This is a genomic window from Lysinibacillus sp. AR18-8 (assembly GCF_001705465.1).
In the GTDB taxonomy this organism is placed as follows: Bacteria; Bacillota; Bacilli; order Bacillales_A; family Planococcaceae; genus Lysinibacillus; species Lysinibacillus capsici.
The window spans coordinates 253,672-271,333 of record NZ_MDGU01000004.1; the positions used below are offsets into that span (position 1 = coordinate 253,672).

Below are 17,662 nucleotides of genomic sequence, written 5' to 3' on the forward strand. Positions count from 1 at the left end.
AAACGTTATCATTTTTAGTCTTCTAAAAATTCATATGTATATTTGCTATAGAGGCATTCCCAAAAATGGTATATACTCCAAAAGTAAGTTTGCTTTATTTGCATATGCCTTCATTTAACGTTTTATCATGAAATTCGAGAGCCAACTTGAAAATTATAAGACAAGAATGGAGCAATGGAAAGACAATTAATGAGAATTATTTCTGGAAATTTTATTATCATACAATATTAAAAAAGTGAGCCCACAAGAGTCCCACTTTTTAATATGATTGGTCTATTTTGTTGAATCATTGACAAACGCTTTTGATATTGCCTTACCAATTACAGCAATCGTACGATTAACCTCTTCCTCAGTATTACCAATTCCACCAATCTCAATAATCATCATTTGCTTTGCTAAATCCTGATTATATCGCCCATCAACCCCATCACCACTTTTAGAAATAACCCCTTTAGAAATTTTTGGAACGATGGCATTTAGTGTGGATGATAAACTTTCAGCATAGGCTGTATTCCAGCGGTAATTAGCATGTTCTGCCCCAACAACAATAGCGATTTTCGCATAATTTTCCCCATTATATGAGATCGTTGTAAGATCATGTTTTAATGAGTCACGATGTAAATCAACTATTAAATCATAATTATTTGTTTCTAAATGCTTACTTAAATATGGCCTCATCACATTATAAGATTCATGATAGCCTTTACCTTCTTCTTGTAATTTCTTCATAATATCTACATCAAGAACATCCGTCTTTAAACCATTTACATTAAAATGATTCACAATCTTATCCTTCAGGCTCATAATATTGACCGTTTCATGAGAAGTCGCTACCTTACCACTCACTGCTTTCACCATAGGTTCATATGCTTCATGCGTATGGGTAAATAACACTAACACTTTAAATGGGTCCGGGTCTAGGGCTTGATCTGGTTCAGGTTCTTTCGTTTGTTCCAGTACACTTTGTTCAGCTAAATTGGTAGCAGCAAACACGACTTGCTTATCTTCTGATTGTTTGATCGGAGTCGATGCTTGCTTGTTGAACGGAAGTTGCCCAGCAATGACAGGTAATACGAAAAAGAACAATAATATACCAAATGACCATTGTAGTTTTTTTAGCAAAGTCACACCCTCCTCCCCATATCGTATGGAGGGGGGATGTTAATTAGAACGAAAATAAATTTCTTGTTTTACGCATAAATAAGCGTGTTTTAGAAGGACTACTCTAAGCGTTGTTTCTTCATTATTTTATAAATCACTTGCCCAATTCATTAGCATAGAAGCCACTAATTTTGCATAGCGATCAATCCAATAGTCTGCTTCTTTTGGTGTAACCATCAGTTGTGTGTGGGAGCCAGCGAAGGTTTCCTCAAACAGCTGCTGCCGCTCCTCCTTCGTCCATGTCGCCCATTCTCCAAATATAGGTTGTACTAATGTCATATCCAGTTCCTTGTTGATATCTGGTTGCCATGAGGATAATGAAAGCTTCGATGACGGTTTACTGCGTTCAGCCACACGAGCAGCTATCGAACGGAGCATAGTTTCTACCGCATCCGCAATTAATACAGGTGCATCTACTACAGTAGGGATCCCTATTGCTGTTACGGGAATGCCAAGCATCTCATAGGAAATCTCTTGCCGTTGATTGCCTACTCCTGAACCTGGATGTATGCCTGTATCTGTTAATTGAATCGTTTTACAGAGTCGATTACTCGCTCTTGTAGCAAGTGCATCTACTACAATGATTAATTTTGGTTGCAGACGTTCAGCAATAGCAGCCACAAACTCACCTGTTTCGTAGCCTGTTTGTCCTGTTACACCAGGAGCATACATGACAAATTTTTCATCAATGACATCTAAACTATGCAAATGGTCAATTAAATAGGGACCAATTGCATCGGGTGTAATAGTGCGATTTCCTAAACCGACTATTAAAATTTTATCGTCTTCTTGCCAAGAAAGTGCGTCATGCATTTTTTTGAAATTTACAAGCAATTCTTGTTCAAGTTGTGCAAAGCCTTCTTGATCTTCTAATGTTAGTGTCGGGACAGAGAGGGTAATATACTGCCCTTCTTTTTTACCAATTTGCTTTTCCCCTTCAGCATCTACAAGAACATCTGTAATTTTTACTCTACCAGCATTCCGATCTTCAATTTGAATGCCACTTGATTGTTCAAGCTTTTCTTTTTGCTCTTTGGTCTGATGGACAACTACCTCTTCTGATTCATCGATTAAATCTGTTCGTTGCCAATTAAAATTTTGCATACAGTTCACCTCAAGCTGTAGTTTGTTCAAACTGTCAAGTAAATATTCTTTGCATTTATCTATTGCAATTTGGCCAAGCGTTTGTTAAAATGATTTTTGTTGTATTGACACAAGAAATCAATGAGAAGATATCATCTCGTACCTAATTTAGGAGGTGAAATATATGCCAAACATTAAATCTGCGATTAAACGCGTAAAAGTTAACGAAAAAGCTAACATTGCTAATTCTCAAGCTAAATCTGCAATGCGTACTACAGTGAAAAAAGCTGAAAACGCTGTTGCTGCTAACGCTGAAAACAAACAAGAACTTTTACAAGCAGCTTTCAAATCTTTAGATAAAGCAGCTTCAAAAGGACTTATCCACAAAAACGCGGCGGCTCGTAAAAAGTCTCGCCTTGCTAAAAAAGCGTAATTGTTTAAAGGATCAGATACTCTATTAGGAGTAGCTGATCTTTTTAATTTTATAGAGAACATAAAAAGCTGTCCTTATTGGACAGCTTTCTTTGCCTATAGTTGGCGCAATAAAAATAGCTCTAGATAGCGCTCTCGATTTCCACCAGACGATTTTAGCTGTAAATCAACCTCTGCTAATTGATATAATGCCCGTAGCAAATTTTCTTCTGAAGGCCGATGCCGTTGCTCAATCATAAGTTTGACGCGATACGGATGAATTTTTAAATTTTTAGCGATTTGTTGAGGGTGATAACCTTTTTTCAATAAATAAAAAACATTTGACATGGTACGAACATTGGATGCTAGCAAGCCCACTAACATAATAGGTTCTTGTTTTTGTCGCAATAAATCATGATAGATAGACAAGGCTCCGACAGAGTCATTTGCCAAATATGCGTTAAGCATTTTAAAGGCATCTTGCTCTAATGTTTTTGCCACCAAATCCTCCACTAAAGAAGTTGTAATTTCGCCACCATCACCTAAATAAAGGGTTAGCTTGTCAATTTCCATCTGTAATTGTAGCATGTTGGCTCCGACCATCGTAACAAGCAATTCAATAGCATCTTGTGTAATGCTATTACCTTGTGTTTTGACAATGCCTTGAATCCATAAGGCTAAATCCTGCTCTTTTGGTGTTTCTGCTTGTACAAATAATGCATGCTCTTTCATCATTTTAGTCACTTTTTTGCGCTCATCCAATTTTTCATAAGGAGCAATAAAAACCGTTACGGAAAAATCAGAAGGATTCGACAACCATGTTTCCAATCGTTTCACATCATGATCGATTTTTTCCTTCCCTTTCTCGGTTGCTTTTAAAAACGAAGCATTTTTAGCAATAATAAGCTTACGTTCTGAGAAAAAAGGAATGGTATCTGCTTCATCCATGACTGCATCTACTGGTACTTCTTCTAAATCAAATGTGGACATCTCCAGATCTTCTTCTGGACCCAATGCCTCTTTTAAACGTTTAATGGTTTCATCTATAAAATAGCTTTCTTCACCAACAAGCAAATATACTGGTGCAAGCTCACCTTTTTTTATTGTATTCCAAACCGTTGAAATCATAATTTCCCCTCCATCTAGCAATACTATTAGTATACATGATTTCATAGTCCTTTGTGTCTTTGACCGAATTGTGTCGATTCCTTGCCAGACGGGGAAATCACCTTTTCGATATAGCTTTTATGACCATGTTGTCTTATAATAAATAACAGAATTGGAGGGATAACAATGAATCCATTTGAAGGAAAAAACATACAATGTCGACGTAACGATGCCATCGATTCTGGTGTTGGCTTCGGTGTATCATTTGGCGTTTTCACGCTTATGTTTATTATTGCAACTATAGTAGAATTTGTATCACAGTAATTGGACTTATGCAGGAGAAGGGCCTTGGTCATTGGACAAGGCCCTTTTCATTTACGCTAACGGACCAGCGATTATCACGAATACGTATTTCGATTGATCCATTCACCCCTGTTGTCCATGTCACTAAATCTCTACTGACAAAACGTTGTACTACTTCTTCATGTGGATGACCATAACGATTATGGAGACCTGCACTAAAAACCGTTAATTGGGGCTGTAGCAGCTCGACAAAAGCTTCTGTGCTTGATGTCTTACTCCCATGATGCCCTGCCTTCAGCAATGTGAGATTGGCCAATAAAGGTCCATAACGCTTGATCAGCTGTTGTTCGCCATATTGCTCCAAATCCCCTGTAAATAACGCTGTAAACGCCTTTTGCTGCATGTACAGGACAAGAGAATCATCATTTCCCTCATACAAGGCGTCATCAGGCCATAAGTAATAAAAATCTGTATCCCCTACATGCCACGAAGTCCCCTTCATTTTTTCTTTAATAGGAATATGTCGCTTATTTGCTTCTCGCAATAAATCATCCATTAAAGGCTCATTCAATGAACCAGGTGTAACGTGTATTTCCTTCATGTTAATCTCTTGTAAGACTTCCTCTGCTCCTTCAATATGATCTGCGTCTCCATGCGAAGCAATAAAAATATCGATAGTTCGTATTCCCTTGCCTTTTAAAAATGGGACGACAACTTGCTTCCCTACCTCATATGGACTATCTGCTTTCTTCCACGATTCCTGCTCAAAGCGCAATACTCCACCTGTATCTATAACATAGACAGCTCGTCTAAAAGGCAATTCAATGACAATACTATCTCCTTGCCCTACATTTAAGAAGGTAATCTTTGTTTCGTTATACAACATGGGTGCCAAATGAATCCAAATAACAGGGATGACAAGGATCAAAATAGCTTTCCTGAATCTTTTTATTTCCAAATAATAGAAGCTCACTAAAACACTTAACATCGCCACGCAGCTCAGCCAAATAGATGGTTTGCCTGGTGACCATAATTGCCAAGGAAGCTCTTGCATATAAAAGATTACTTCGGTCAGCCAATTACGCAGCGGTTCATAGCCAGCAAATAGGACATTAGCAAGTGGTAAAGAAAGATAAGATAGCACAAAGGCAATCATGTTAAAGGGTAATATAATAAAGGAAAACAGTGGAACAAAAACAATATTGACAAAAAACGAGGATAAAGATAATTCATAAAAATGATGGAGTAATAGTGGGTAAACGAGCAGTTGGCACACGAATGTGATAAAAAAAGAACGACCTAGCCAAGTTCTTGTCTGCTTAAAAATAATACCAGAATAAAGAAGACTAGCGGTTGCTAAATAGGATAGCTGGAAACCAATTTGGAAAATAACACCTGGCTCAAGCAAAACAAAGCCTATAAAGCTAATAGCTAATGCATCATCGATCGAAAGAACCCACTTAAAAAAGCGCAGTAACATCATCAATTCTACTACAGAAACAGCACGCCATACGGAAGGTGCTCCCCCTGCAATAACTCCATAAACCGGTAAGAGGATCAATAGCACGATAGTAGCCATTTCCTTGCGAACTCTTATTCTAAGTAATCCTTCAAAAAAGAGCCAAGACATCAGCGCGACATGTAGCCCAGAAATCGCAAATAAATGGGTAATACCAAGCTTTTGATAGGCACGCTGCAGTTCATCCTCCATCTGATCTTGCACCCCTATTAAAAGTGCTTGAGCCTCTGCTACAAGTGATTTTGGAAAAGTCCTCTCTATATGCTTTTTCATTTTGTGTCTTACTTCGGCAAGAATAGTGAAGATGGAGGTTCGTTTTCCTACATAATGCCAATTCGTGATTTCAACAACGCCTGTTGCTCCTTTGCTCGTTAAATAGTTTGACATGGAAAAGGCATAAGCATGTGCAGATGGAGAGGGAGTCACGAGTTCACCTTTTGCAGAATACGTCATTCCAGTTAATGAGTTATTTTCATAAAAATTTTTCTCTTGTTCCGAGGAAAAAGTATAAACTACGTAAAGTTTTTGGCCATTTGTTGTTGTAGCAAACCCACGGAGTTTTTGCCCGTTTATTTTATAGTCACTTGACCAAGTTATAGGGAAGGTTGACGGTAAAGGGGAAGGTTCCGTCAGATGATTGATAGAAAGGAAAAAATAAGTTAGTAGACCACTAGTTAGCACAAAAATTCCAAGAAAACGTGACTCACCTTTTATGGTGAGCCACAGGACTAGTAGCAGTAAAAAAATGAGTAGCCATACTGATTTGTATACTGCAATAGCAGCTATCAATACAGCAAGAGCTACCATAATCCATCTATGCTTTAAAGCTTGATGCCAAATAATGCACTCACCTTCTGTTCATATGGGAGCAATTTTTCAGCAGATACCCCACTCTCGCGAAGCTCGTGCAGCATTTCTGTATACAAAGCTAGTTTGTCATCTCGTAAAAAATCAATTTTACGTTCATCAAAGGGTACATGAACTACTTCCACTCCAGCTTTTGCAAATAACTCCTGTGCATATGGATTATTTTTATAATCTGTTGCGTAATACACACGTTCTATGCCAGCTTGAATGATAGATTTTGTACATGGTAAACATGGAAAATGTGTTACATACAAATCAGCACCTTTTGTCGGTGTTCCATATTTAGCACATTGCAGTAAGGCATTCATTTCAGCATGCACGGTACGGACGCAATGATTATCAACCACATAGCACCCTTTTTCGATACAATGCTCGTCCCCTGTAATGGAACCGTTATAACCACCTGCAATGATGCGTTTGTCCCGTACAACAGTTGCTCCTACAGCTAGTCTTGTACATGTACTACGTAATGCGAGTAAATGGCTTTGTGCCATAAAAAATTGATCCCAAGTAATTCGCTCCATATGACTACCTCCAAAAATTGTCTAACTAATTAACTTTCTCTTGCTTTTCTACTATAGTGTAGCCCTTTTAGAAAAGGGGCGTCAATATACCATCCTGTAAAAGCATTACTTTACAGTAATCGCATCCTTTAGCTTTTCAAATGTTTTATCACCAATACCACTAACATTTTTTAAGTCATCTATGGTTTGAAACTGCCCATTTTCCTCTCGATACGTAAGGATACTTTGTGCTTTAGAAGGACCGATTCCTGGCAATGTTGCTAACGTTGCTACATCAGCTTTATTGATATTAATCTTTTGCTCCTTATTAGTCTCAGTAGGTAACGTTAACAAAGAAGAGGCTCCTTCCTCTAGCTGTTCGCCCATGATAGGAATATAGATTACCATTTCATCCTGTACCTTTTGGGCATGATTGATAAATTGTGTGTCAGCATTCTCTGTATAGCCACCAGCAAGCTGTACAACATCTTTTATACGTTGGTCTTGCTCAAGTTCATAAACGCCTGGATACATTACAGCACCCTTTATTTCCACAAATACCTGCTGCATAACCGCTTCCTCAGCAGATTCACTCAAATTTTTTTCTTCAATAGGTTGGATTGTTTCGATGAGCTCTTCTTGGGGAGGTGAAGAGTCAGAACTCGAAAAATAGAAGTAACAAAGTCCACTGACGACTAGTATGCTGGGGAATAACATACTTTTTTTGTACTTTTGCCATAAAGATTGTAGCACAGTACCATCCTTTCCTTGCGAAAGGTCATCATATGGAGTTATATATATCTTACACTATGGATGGGTGGTTGAAAATGATAAAAAAACGTCAGAAGTTTCAATTTACCTGTTGAAGAGAGCTATCTTCTTAGTTATATCCAGTTTTATCCGACAATTTAGCCTCTTTATCCGCCTGTTCAAGTGTTCTATCCGCTACTTTAATCTTTCTATCCACTACTTTAGCTTTTCTATCCATCAAAAAAGCCACACTGCGTATTACACAGTGTAGCTCCCTTTTCTTTATTTCAGCGCACGAATAAAAATGCGTTCACTTTCCTCGTCAGGTGCCTCATCTGTAAAGTCTGCTGTAATTTCCACATGACTAAAACCGATGGCATGCAACCAAGCCATATACTGCTCGATAGTGTAAGTACGTTGCACGTGCTCCTCATCAAAGCGTTCATATAATTCACTTGCGTCATCTCGGACATAAAAGGTCATTTGATGAATAACCGAATGTTCAAAGTCGGCAGGCTCCGTATGCCATATATAACTGATGTCACCATCATCATACGTGAACGGACCATCTAAAAAAATCTCATTCATTTTAAATAACGAGTGAACATCAAAAAACAGCTGACCTCCATCACGCAACGCCGTATAGATACGTTCTAATGTCGTATAAACAGAGTGCTCCTCTACCACATAATTCAAGGAATCAATTGTGATTGTGACAACATCGATTTCCTCAAAGCCATCTAGTTCGACCATAGACATACAGTATAATGGTGCATGGTAGCCTGCACCAGCAAAGCGTTCTGCGCCAATGGACAGCATCTCTTCTGATAAATCGATTCCACTGACTTGATAACCAGACTTTGCAAATAACAAGCTAAGTACACCAGTGCCACAACCAATATCCAACAGTTTTGGGTACTGGCTGCTTGGTGCATGCTGTACAACCCAATCTACATAAAGATTGTAAGGAATATCCGTTTGCAGCTCATCATAGACATGAGCAAAGCGTTCGTAACTCACTTAGGCCTCTGGCATGTCTAGTTGCGGTGCATCGCCCCAAAGACGCTCTAAATTATAATAAGCACGCTCATCCTTATGGAATACATGTGCCACAACATCGCCTAGGTCAACTAGTACCCAACGAGCTCCATCAAATCCTTCGACACGGCGAATTTCATAGCCTTGTTGTTCAGCTACATCCTGTAATTCGCGTGCAATGGCTTGCACTTGGCGATCTGAATTACCATGAGCAATGATAAAATAATCTGCTAAAAGGGAAATTCCTTGCATATTTAAAACGACAATATCCTCACCATGTTTGTCGTCAATTGCTTTGTACGCTGCTTGTAATAAAGTTGAAGTCATCCTTCACTATCCTCTCTGTTCATCATATCGTTATAACATTCTATAGATAAAGGATAAATCGGCTGCTTTGTGTCAATTAAAAATGCCAAAGTATGGCGTACACATGCACTCATCGCCTTATCCAAATTTTTTTGTGCTTTTTTGCGCAGACGATCAACTCCATCAAATCGACGGTTCGGTTCAATCATATCTGCGACAAAAATAATTTTTTCTAAACGGCTCATATTAGCCCGCCCAGTTGTATGGAAACGAATAGCATTCAACAGCTCTTCGTCTGTGATACCAAACTCACTTTGTGCTATATATGCACCTACTGGACCATGTAGTAATTCACTACCCCATCCAATTAGTCTTTCATCTAATTTTTCATCACGAACGATATTTTCCATCCACTCAATATCAGCATATTTAGCAATATCATGGAGGATAGCTGCTGTTTCAGCTTTTTTTACGTCCTCGCCATATTTATGAGCTAGGTTGATGGCCGTTTCCATCACTCCGACTGTATGAATATAACGTTTTTCAGGCATTCTTGGCTTAATCTCCGCTAAATACTGTTCGCGTTCCATAAAGACCTTCCTCTCGTATGAACGTCTCTACAGCTTCTGGTAGTAGAAATGTCACCGTTCCTCCTGTAGCCAGGCGTTCACGAATCAGTGTGGACGATAAATCGATTTGAGGTATTTCCACCATACGTATAGGGTACTCTGTTGCCGCGGCTGTCCCTGGACGCTTTACTCCGACAAACTGAACAAGTTTCACTAAATCATCTATACAATGCCATGTATGTAGCGAATCAATCATATCGCCACCGATGATAAAGTAAAATTTCACATTGGGCTCTCTTCTACACAATGTAGAAAGTGTCTCATAGGAATAGGATACGCCACCCTTCTCAAGCTCATACGACTCTACTGAAAAATAAGGAAATGGACGAATCGCACGTTTTACCATTTCAAGTCGTTCAACATTACTAGCATCAAAACGTGCATGCTTATGTGGTGGGATGGCATTAGGCATAAAGCGGATTTCATCAAGTTCTAGCGCATGAAATACTTCATTTGCCATTAAAAGATGACCCAAATGTGGTGGGTTAAATGTACCTCCAAGTAAACCGACCCTTTTCATCGTCTCACCTTATTTCGTTACTTTTGGTAATACAATCTTTTTATGATTGCGTGACTCTTTATATAAAACAACTGTCAGACCGATTAATTGGACAAGCTCCGCATGAGCGCCTGTGGCTAATGCTTCTGCGACTTCATGTTTATCATCTTCACAGTTATCTAAAATACGTACTTTAATCAATTCACGTACTTCTAATGCCTCGCGAATTTGCTTTGTCATTTCATCATTAACGCCACCTTTTCCCACTTGGAAAATAGGTGTTAAATGGTGTGCTTCTGCACGTAAAAAACGTTTTTGTTTACCTGTTAACATAAAAATTAGTTTCCTCCTAATTGCGCCTTCAGTTGCGCAATCATTGAATTTGTATTTGGATAGTTTCCTAACCAGTGTTCAAAAGCGATGGCTCCTTGATGGACAAACATTCCTAAGCCAGTGACAATCGTTGCTCCTTTTTCTTCAGCCGCTTGTAAAAAAGGCGTCATTAATGGATTATACACAATATCCGCAACAATTGCTTCTTTCATCAGCCGATCTAATGAAAATGGCATTGAAAAATTGCCCGTGGAAAGGCCAGCTGATGTCATTTGCACAATAATGCTGAAATCAGCTAGCGTTTCTTCCGCTTGTTGTAATGAAATGGCACGCCCCATACCCATTTCATCAATAATCATTTGTGCATTCGTCACCGTACGATTGGCGATGGTTACATGACCATAGCCTTGTTGCTGCATAGCAAAGGCAATGCCTCGAGCAGCACCTCCAGCACCGACAAGTAATACAGGCTTGTCTTTATGAGAAACCCCAACGGCTTCTTCGAGTGATCGAACAAATCCAATACCATCTGTATTATAGCCTTTCAGCTTTCCTTCTGTTGTTCGTACGACTGTATTCACTGCGCCCATTTTTTGTGCCAGCTCATCTAGCTCGTCTAGATACGGAATGATTGCTGTTTTATGAGGAATGGTCACGTTCCAGCCACTTGCCCCTAATGTCTTCAAACCAGCAACAGCAGATTCTAATTGATCAGGCGTTACATGTAAAGGAATATATGTCGCATCAATTGACATGTCCTCAAACCAAGCATTGTGCATGGCAGGTGATTTTGAATGTTCAATTGGATCACCCATAACTGCAAACCATTTCTTCATTTTTAGTCCCTCTCTCTACTATGTCCTCCATTTAGATCAGCGAAGGACGAATTGAAACTTGTACACCTTTTGGTGCGTAAGCTGCTACTACTACATTCGCATGTTGAACGGTAATCCAGCCAAGCCCAGAAAATACTACATCTGTTTTCGCTTCTTTGATGGAAAATTCGTGACGAACCAATGGCGGTAACTGGTCGATAAAGTCCGCAGTTGGGGGTGCCAATAATTCTCCTTTATGCTCTTCATATAACGCATCTGCCTTCTCAAGCTTTGTACGATGAATTGGTAAATCATTTGCCACATGGATGGTAAAGGCAGAACGATCACCCTGAATAAAATCAAATCTTGCTAATGCACCTATAAATAGAGTTTGCCCAGCATTTTGTTGATAGACTTTCGGCTTAATTTCTTTTTTCGGCATAATATATTTTAATTCACTGGCATCAATATGATGAGCCATTTGATGATGATTAATAATACCTGGCGTATCATATAATGCACTACCATCATCCAATGGAATATCAATCATGTCTAAAGTAGTACCTGGGAAATGTGAGGTTGTAATCACTTCACCCTCACCTGTTGCCTGCTTAATAATTCGGTTAATGAACGTAGATTTCCCAACATTTGTACAGCCAACAACATATACATTTTGTCCTTTACGATATTCATCGATGGCTTCCATTGCTTCTGCCATCCCTTTGCCTTTATGGGCACTGACTAATAGGACATCGACAGGCTGTAGTCCAAGAGCCTTTGCTTCACGTTTCAGCCAGTTGATAACTTTTTTTGGCTTCACAGACTTTGGTAATAAATCAGCTTTGTTGGCAATCAATAGGACAGGATTCTTCCCTACAAAACGATGAAGCCCTGGTAGCCAACTTCCATTAAAATCAAATATATCAACAATTTTTACGATTAAGCCTTGCTGTGTGCCAAGACCATTTAAAATACGTAAAAAATCGTCATCTGTTAACGATACTGGTTGAATTTCATTGTAATTTTTCAAACGGAAGCAACGCTGGCAAATGACCACATCCTTTTCTAATGATGATGGGGGTGCATACCCAACTGCTGTTTTATCTTCTGTTTGAATTGTTGTACCACAGCCAATACAATTTGGCATTTCAATCATTCTTGTTCCTCCCAAGTTATAATTCCTTTTCGTTTCAAATCATTAAATACGCGACGTTCAATGAAACGATTCAATTTTGTTACAAGCCCATCTGATTGTGCAACAGGCTTCACGAGCACTGTGTGTAAGCCTAAGCGATTTGCGCCCATTACATCCGTAAGGAGTTGATCTCCTACCATTACTACTTCATTTGGACGTAAGCCTAGTTGAATCAGTGCATTATAAAAAGCATTACGAAGTGGCTTTTTCGCCTTGTGAATATAAGGGATACCTAACGGCTCAGCAAAATGCTTTACACGAGCTTCCTTGTTATTTGACGCAATAATAACACGAATACCTGATTCTTTCATAATGCGTAACCAAATGATTAGCTCTTCTGTTGCATCTGGACGATCCCATTCAACAAGCGTATTATCTAAATCCGTAATGATTCCTCTAATCCCTAATTCTTGTAACTTTTCCGGCGTAATTTCAAAAATATTCGTCACAAATTCGTTCGGTAATAAAAAATTATACAAAATAGCGACCCCTAATCTTAACGTATTATTCGACCATTATAGCATATTTGCAAAGGCTTCACCCATTCGAATTGGGCATCCTTTTACAACATTATCCGTAAATTTAATTGTATCCTTTTCAAACAGCATCACAACAGTGGAACCAAATGAGAAATAACCAACTTCCTGCCCTTTCTGCCATTTCGTTGTTGTATTGGTAAGTACAATGGAATTCACAAAGGTTGCACCTACTTTGATAAATGCAACATGCTGATTATTTGCTGCTTTCAGCTCAGTCACTAAACGATAATTATGAGAAATTGGTTTTTTACCGTATGTAAGACCTAACTGATTCACAGGATAAGATTTCTGACCAAGTGTATATTGTCGTAAGACTTCTCCATCTATCGGGCTATGGATACGATGGTAATCAGCAGGACTTAAATAAAAAACAATAAAATGTCCGTCTGCATATTGTGCAGCTCGTTCTGTATTGCCGAGTAAATCTTGTAATGCATAAGGCTTACCCTTCACAAGAAATGTCATATCCCATTCAATACGTCCAAAGGATTCCACTTTTGCGTCCACTGGGCTGGCATAGACAGTTGGATTTTTTTCAATAGGTCGAGCTTCTTCAATAAGTTCTCTTGTAAAAAAATCATGTAAACATGAAAATTGTTGTTGTTTTTTTGAAACTTCTTCAAGGTTAATATCGTATAACTTCATGTAGCTTGGTATTATACGTTTACTCCACTTCGCTTTTGCTATTGTCTGCAAAAGATGGGAAGATTGCTTACCATTCGTTAGTTCTATCAAGCGTTGATATAGTTTTTCTTTCATACAGTAAAACCCCTATCCATTAATTTAGACTGTCAATTTTTTCGCATTCGAAGTATAATGGTACAATATCTTAAGTGCAAAGGAGTGATCCCCCTTGTTTTTTTATCACAAGTTGGTGGATACCACGGTTAAGAAAATGAAATCGCACGCAGCTAACTTCATAACAATTAGTAATATGTCCTTTGGAGGCGCGGCTATTATGGCCACTCTACATGAATACTATAGCTATAGTGTCTTGTTTATCTTTATAGCAGCTCTTCTTGATCGCTACGATGGTAAGGTAGCGAGAGCGCTCGGACAAGTGTCAGAATTAGGTAAACAATTAGATTCTATGAGTGATATTATATCATTTGGTGTGGCGCCTGCATTATTAATGTATGAAGTTGTTCTAGTTGATTTTGGTTTTGTCGGCATGATGATGGCCGTATTATTTATCGTCTGTGGCGCGATGCGTTTAGCTCGCTTCAATATTAGCGAAGCGAACGGTTATTTCACAGGTTTACCAATTACAGCCGCAGGTACGTTCTTAACTTTAACGTATTTCGCAGCTTATACGTTCCATCCGGCATTTTATCTTTTCCTTTTCCCCATTTTAGCTTTACTCATGATTAGTACATTTACGTTAAAAAAAGTGTAACAGCACATTTGCTGTTGCACTTTTTTCATTTCCCACGGCTTTTAAACATATACTGTCGAAAAATGGGGAAAGGATGAAATCATTCAATGAGCGGAATTTTTACATCGATGTTGCAGTTATGGCTTGAAATCCCTGCGTTGCTTGGCTATTTAAAGGGGCAAACATTCCATAAACCCTTTTCAAAAGAAGAGGAAGCTGCTTGTATTGAACGATTTTTAGGTGGCGATGAGCAGGCGCGTCTTGATCTAATAGAACGTAATATGAGGCTTGTCGCACATGTCGTTAAAAAATTCCATCCAAAACATGAGCAACTCGATGATTATATTTCTATTGGAACAATTGGACTAATGAAAGCCGTTGAGAGCTATACCCCTGATAAAAAAACTAGACTTGCCACATATGCAGCTCGTTGCATTGAAAATGAGATTTTAATGCATCTACGCACCCAAAAGAAAGTGCAAAAAGACGTTTCGCTATTTGAGCCGATTGGAACTGATAAAGATGGGAACGCACTGCAAATTCGCGATTTACTTCAGTGTGATGAAGAAAGTGCCACAGAGAAGCTAGAGCATAAAGAGCATGTAGCACAACTATACCACTATTTGCATATGCTCGATGAACGTGAGCTCGAAATTGTGACACTCCGTTATGGCTTAAATCAACAGGATGCACTTACGCAAAAGGAAATTGCAGCACGCTTAAATATTTCACGTAGCTATGTATCTCGCATTGAAAAACGGGCACTTATTAAACTCTATCAACTATATAAACGAGACCAAAAAACTATTGAATAATATATTGTAAAATGGTTATGAAAAAAATTCAATCCTTCAATGGCAGAAGAATATGCCTATTTCATGGCATATAAAAAACTCCTTTGCGACATGACTATGTCGCAAAGGAGCTTTCCCGTCATACTAGTGTGCTGATTCAGAGAGTTCTGCTGAAATCAACGTACCTATTAAAGTTGTAATAATGACTACACCTGCTGTTAAAAATAACATCATGAATGCCTCCCATTCTATTATGAAGAGATTTATTAATGTCAGTGTAGCATTTGTTTTTTGTATCAACTGTGATTTTTCTCACAGAATAAACCACACATTTTGACCATTCTGTGTAGTTTATAGTGAGGAAATTGCTTTTAATACGACTTGTGTCGAATGTTTTGCAGCAACTGGTAAAAATTCATCAAAGCTAATATTCGATTCTTTACCTGCAATATCTGATAATGCACGAATGACTACAAAAGGTGTAGCAAATTGATAACAAACTTGTGCAACTGCAGCCGCTTCCATCTCTACAGCTTTCATTTGAGGGAAATGGTGACGAACAGCCTCTACACGTTCAGGATCATTCATAAAAGCATCCCCAGAGCAAATTAAACCAACGCCATACTGGTGCTCTCCAACTGCCTTTACAGCCTCCTCAGCTACCTTCATCAATTTCTCATCTGATTTATATGCTGCTGGCATACCAGCCATTTGTCCAATTTCATAGCCAAAGATTGTGACATCCACATCGTGGTGACGAACTTCATCAGAAATAACGACAGCGCCTACCTCAAGAGCTTCATCATATCCACCTGCAGAGCCTGTATTAATGACAACATCTGGTTTAAACTCATGTAAAAGAATTGTCGTAGACATAGCAGCATTTACTTTACCAATACCGCTTTTTAATAATACGACTTCCTTCCCTTCAAAAGTTCCTGTTGTATACTCACTACCTGCAATCGTTGTGCTATGTGCATCGTCTAATGCTGCTCTTAGAAGCTCCACTTCCTCTTCCATTGCGCCAATTACTGCAATTTTCATGTACTGTTACTTCCCTTCTTTTATCAACTCTATTAAAAATAATCAAAAGAGTGATTTTCGTCAATAGGCGCCTTCTAATGTATTTAGTTGCTCTAGCTTCACAGGCTTCCACCCTTCATTATCAACCCATTCCATGCTTACACGATACATTTGAGATTTATCATTGGTCGAAACAGTTGCAATGGATGAATTAGGACCACCATTATTTTGCATACGCCAGATGATCATATTGCTTTGGTCAATACCTGTCACAGTAGATACTGTTGCTACTTTCTCAGCCCAGTCTACAGACGTGTCGTCATATGAAGACACATGCTGACCTGTTTGAGTTGTAGGTGTTGGTTGCCAATTTTTATTCGTGATGACCTTCTCAACAATAGGATTATCTGATGCTGATTCTTCTGCTGTGCCTTGTTCTTCCTGGGATGTCTCAGGTTCTGATTCTTCTTCTGAAGGTTTATCTTCTTCTACAGCAAGATCTTCTTTTTCTTCATCCGTCGGTTCTTTTTCTACTTCTTTTTCATCATCACCGCTCTGTTCTTCTTGAACGGGTTCTTCTTTCACTGCTTGATCTGCATCATCTTGCCATTTAAACACATAGGTTGCTGTGATAATAATGAGTACAACCACAACACCAATTAGAACATTCAATAGTTTATCTAGCTTTTTATTACGAGATGGCTGCAAATGACGACCACTTCGAGTTTGTCGTTCACTCATAATGTCTCCCCCTCTCTAGGCAATATTCTATCAAGTTCGACAGCACTTGCAAAATAATTCTACTCACTATTTTACTACATAGTTTTCACGCTAAAAATGGTACAAGCAGTCAGCCAAAGGCTAACTGCTTGTACATAGTCATATTATTTAATTGAGACAATTTTCACTTTCATTTCGCCGCCAGGTGTTTGAACGACAACCTCTTCACCTTCAGCACGACCAAGTAGACCTTTTGCAATCGGTGATTCATTCGAAATACGGAATTCCATAGGATCTGCCTCAGCAGAACCAACAATTGTATAAGATTCTTCATCTGTTGATGGCTTACCATTGATGATTTCTACGAATGTAACCGTTTTCCCTAGTGATACTACACTGTTATCTGTCTCGTCTTCAGAAATAATCACTGCATTGCGAATCATTGATTTTAATGTTGAAATACGACCTTCTAAAAAGGCTTGTTCTTCTTTAGCAGAATCGTACTCAGCGTTTTCAGAAAGATCTCCAAAATCACGTGCTATTTTAATGCGTTCAACGATTTCTTTTCGTGTTTCAGTTTCTAATTTTACTAATTCTTCTTCTAATTTACGTTTTCCCTCAGCTGTCATAGGGTACTGTTTTTCATTTGCCAAAGTCCTTCACTCCTTGTTTCTTCAATATAAAAACATAAA

General features: G+C 38.6%; 23 protein-coding genes. 4 read left to right on the plus strand and 19 right to left on the minus strand.

Annotated features, from left to right (window positions below):
- Positions 1–273 precede the first annotated feature (273 nt).
- Both spoIIP and gpr read right to left on the minus strand, forming a co-directional pair.
- Positions 274–1,128, minus strand: a complete 855-nt coding sequence (gene spoIIP, locus BFM98_RS02705) for a stage II sporulation protein P (RefSeq protein ID WP_225340378.1) — start codon at positions 1,126–1,128, stop codon at positions 274–276.
- A 120-nt stretch (positions 1,129–1,248) separates the two neighbouring features.
- On the minus strand, positions 1,249–2,265 hold the full coding sequence (gpr, locus tag BFM98_RS02710; protein WP_066036467.1) for a GPR endopeptidase: 1,017 nt from the start codon (positions 2,263–2,265) through the stop codon (positions 1,249–1,251).
- Between the two features lie 163 nt (positions 2,266–2,428).
- Between gpr and rpsT the strand changes: the two genes are divergently transcribed.
- Positions 2,429–2,677, plus strand: coding sequence for a 30S ribosomal protein S20 (gene rpsT, locus BFM98_RS02715; protein ID WP_004226906.1), 249 nt, complete (start codon positions 2,429–2,431; stop codon positions 2,675–2,677).
- A 95-nt stretch (positions 2,678–2,772) separates the two neighbouring features.
- On the opposite strand, the gene holA is transcribed toward rpsT, so the two are convergent.
- Complete coding sequence (holA, locus tag BFM98_RS02720) at positions 2,773–3,783, minus strand: DNA polymerase III subunit delta (RefSeq protein WP_066036468.1); 1,011 nt, start codon at positions 3,781–3,783, stop codon at positions 2,773–2,775.
- Between the two features lie 165 nt (positions 3,784–3,948).
- On the opposite strand from holA, the gene BFM98_RS23275 reads away from it, so the two are divergent.
- Entirely contained in the window at positions 3,949–4,086 is a 138-nt protein-coding gene (locus tag BFM98_RS23275) for a YqzM family protein (RefSeq protein WP_004226902.1), read from the plus strand.
- A gap of 28 nt (positions 4,087–4,114) precedes the next feature.
- Here BFM98_RS23275 and BFM98_RS02725 read toward each other — a convergent pair whose 3' ends face one another.
- The 12 genes from BFM98_RS02725 to BFM98_RS02780 all read right to left on the minus strand — a co-directional run bounded on the left by BFM98_RS02725 (position 4,115) and on the right by BFM98_RS02780 (position 13,817).
- A complete protein-coding gene (locus BFM98_RS02725) occupies positions 4,115–6,391 on the minus strand; it encodes a DNA internalization-related competence protein ComEC/Rec2 (protein ID WP_066036469.1) in 2,277 nt (758 codons plus the stop codon).
- Positions 6,392–6,405: 14 nt separating this feature from the next.
- Positions 6,406–6,975 carry a ComE operon protein 2 gene (locus tag BFM98_RS02730; protein WP_004226897.1) on the minus strand — a complete coding sequence of 190 codons (570 nt, stop codon included), beginning with the start codon at positions 6,973–6,975 and terminating at the stop codon, positions 6,406–6,408.
- Positions 6,976–7,080: 105 nt separating this feature from the next.
- Entirely contained in the window at positions 7,081–7,707 is a 627-nt protein-coding gene (locus BFM98_RS02735) for a helix-hairpin-helix domain-containing protein (RefSeq protein ID WP_066036470.1), read from the minus strand.
- 279 nt (positions 7,708–7,986) lie between these two features.
- A complete protein-coding gene (locus tag BFM98_RS02740) occupies positions 7,987–8,724 on the minus strand; it encodes a class I SAM-dependent DNA methyltransferase (protein ID WP_066036471.1) in 738 nt (245 codons plus the stop codon).
- A complete protein-coding gene (gene rsfS, locus BFM98_RS02745) occupies positions 8,725–9,069 on the minus strand; it encodes a ribosome silencing factor (protein WP_004226890.1) in 345 nt (114 codons plus the stop codon). It abuts the gene before it with no gap.
- Entirely contained in the window at positions 9,066–9,638 is a 573-nt protein-coding gene (yqeK, locus tag BFM98_RS02750) for a bis(5'-nucleosyl)-tetraphosphatase (symmetrical) YqeK (protein WP_066036472.1), read from the minus strand. The genes rsfS and yqeK overlap by 4 nt, the downstream gene beginning before the upstream one ends.
- Positions 9,607–10,197 carry a nicotinate-nucleotide adenylyltransferase gene (locus tag BFM98_RS02755; RefSeq protein WP_066036473.1) on the minus strand — a complete coding sequence of 197 codons (591 nt, stop codon included), beginning with the start codon at positions 10,195–10,197 and terminating at the stop codon, positions 9,607–9,609. The genes yqeK and BFM98_RS02755 overlap by 32 nt, the downstream gene beginning before the upstream one ends.
- A 9-nt stretch (positions 10,198–10,206) precedes the next feature.
- On the minus strand, positions 10,207–10,509 hold the full coding sequence (yhbY, locus tag BFM98_RS02760) for a ribosome assembly RNA-binding protein YhbY (protein WP_066036474.1): 303 nt from the start codon (positions 10,507–10,509) through the stop codon (positions 10,207–10,209).
- A 5-nt stretch (positions 10,510–10,514) separates the two neighbouring features.
- Positions 10,515–11,345, minus strand: a complete 831-nt coding sequence (gene aroE, locus BFM98_RS02765; RefSeq protein WP_066036475.1) for a shikimate dehydrogenase — start codon at positions 11,343–11,345, stop codon at positions 10,515–10,517.
- Positions 11,346–11,376: 31 nt separating this feature from the next.
- On the minus strand, positions 11,377–12,480 hold the full coding sequence (gene yqeH, locus BFM98_RS02770; protein ID WP_054550069.1) for a ribosome biogenesis GTPase YqeH: 1,104 nt from the start codon (positions 12,478–12,480) through the stop codon (positions 11,377–11,379).
- Complete coding sequence (locus tag BFM98_RS02775; RefSeq protein WP_016994153.1) at positions 12,477–12,998, minus strand: YqeG family HAD IIIA-type phosphatase; 522 nt, start codon at positions 12,996–12,998, stop codon at positions 12,477–12,479. The genes yqeH and BFM98_RS02775 overlap by 4 nt, the downstream gene beginning before the upstream one ends.
- A gap of 36 nt (positions 12,999–13,034) precedes the next feature.
- Positions 13,035–13,817 carry a phosphatidylserine decarboxylase gene (locus BFM98_RS02780; RefSeq protein WP_066036476.1) on the minus strand — a complete coding sequence of 261 codons (783 nt, stop codon included), beginning with the start codon at positions 13,815–13,817 and terminating at the stop codon, positions 13,035–13,037.
- Positions 13,818–13,953: 136 nt separating this feature from the next.
- Between BFM98_RS02780 and pssA the strand changes: the two genes are divergently transcribed.
- Together pssA and sigK are read left to right on the plus strand one after the other, a co-directional pair.
- The gene (gene pssA / locus BFM98_RS02785) at positions 13,954–14,454 is read left to right on the plus strand and encodes a CDP-diacylglycerol--serine O-phosphatidyltransferase (protein ID WP_048392670.1); all 501 of its coding nucleotides are present in this window, start codon (positions 13,954–13,956) and stop codon (positions 14,452–14,454) included.
- Between the two features lie 86 nt (positions 14,455–14,540).
- Positions 14,541–15,248 (plus strand): RNA polymerase sporulation sigma factor SigK, encoded by a 708-nt coding sequence (gene sigK, locus BFM98_RS02790; protein WP_004226867.1) that lies wholly within the window; start codon positions 14,541–14,543, stop codon positions 15,246–15,248.
- A gap of 123 nt (positions 15,249–15,371) precedes the next feature.
- Here sigK and BFM98_RS02795 read toward each other — a convergent pair whose 3' ends face one another.
- The 4 genes from BFM98_RS02795 to greA form a co-directional block, all read right to left on the minus strand.
- Entirely contained in the window at positions 15,372–15,527 is a 156-nt protein-coding gene (locus BFM98_RS02795; RefSeq protein ID WP_026023469.1) for a hypothetical protein, read from the minus strand.
- A 51-nt stretch (positions 15,528–15,578) separates the two neighbouring features.
- Complete coding sequence (gene mtnN / locus BFM98_RS02800) at positions 15,579–16,271, minus strand: 5'-methylthioadenosine/S-adenosylhomocysteine nucleosidase (protein ID WP_054550067.1); 693 nt, start codon at positions 16,269–16,271, stop codon at positions 15,579–15,581.
- A gap of 60 nt (positions 16,272–16,331) precedes the next feature.
- Complete coding sequence (locus tag BFM98_RS02805; RefSeq protein WP_048392147.1) at positions 16,332–16,991, minus strand: YrrS family protein; 660 nt, start codon at positions 16,989–16,991, stop codon at positions 16,332–16,334.
- A 143-nt stretch (positions 16,992–17,134) separates the two neighbouring features.
- Positions 17,135–17,623 (minus strand): transcription elongation factor GreA, encoded by a 489-nt coding sequence (gene greA, locus BFM98_RS02810; protein ID WP_016994160.1) that lies wholly within the window; start codon positions 17,621–17,623, stop codon positions 17,135–17,137.
- Positions 17,624–17,662: the final 39 nt, after the last annotated feature.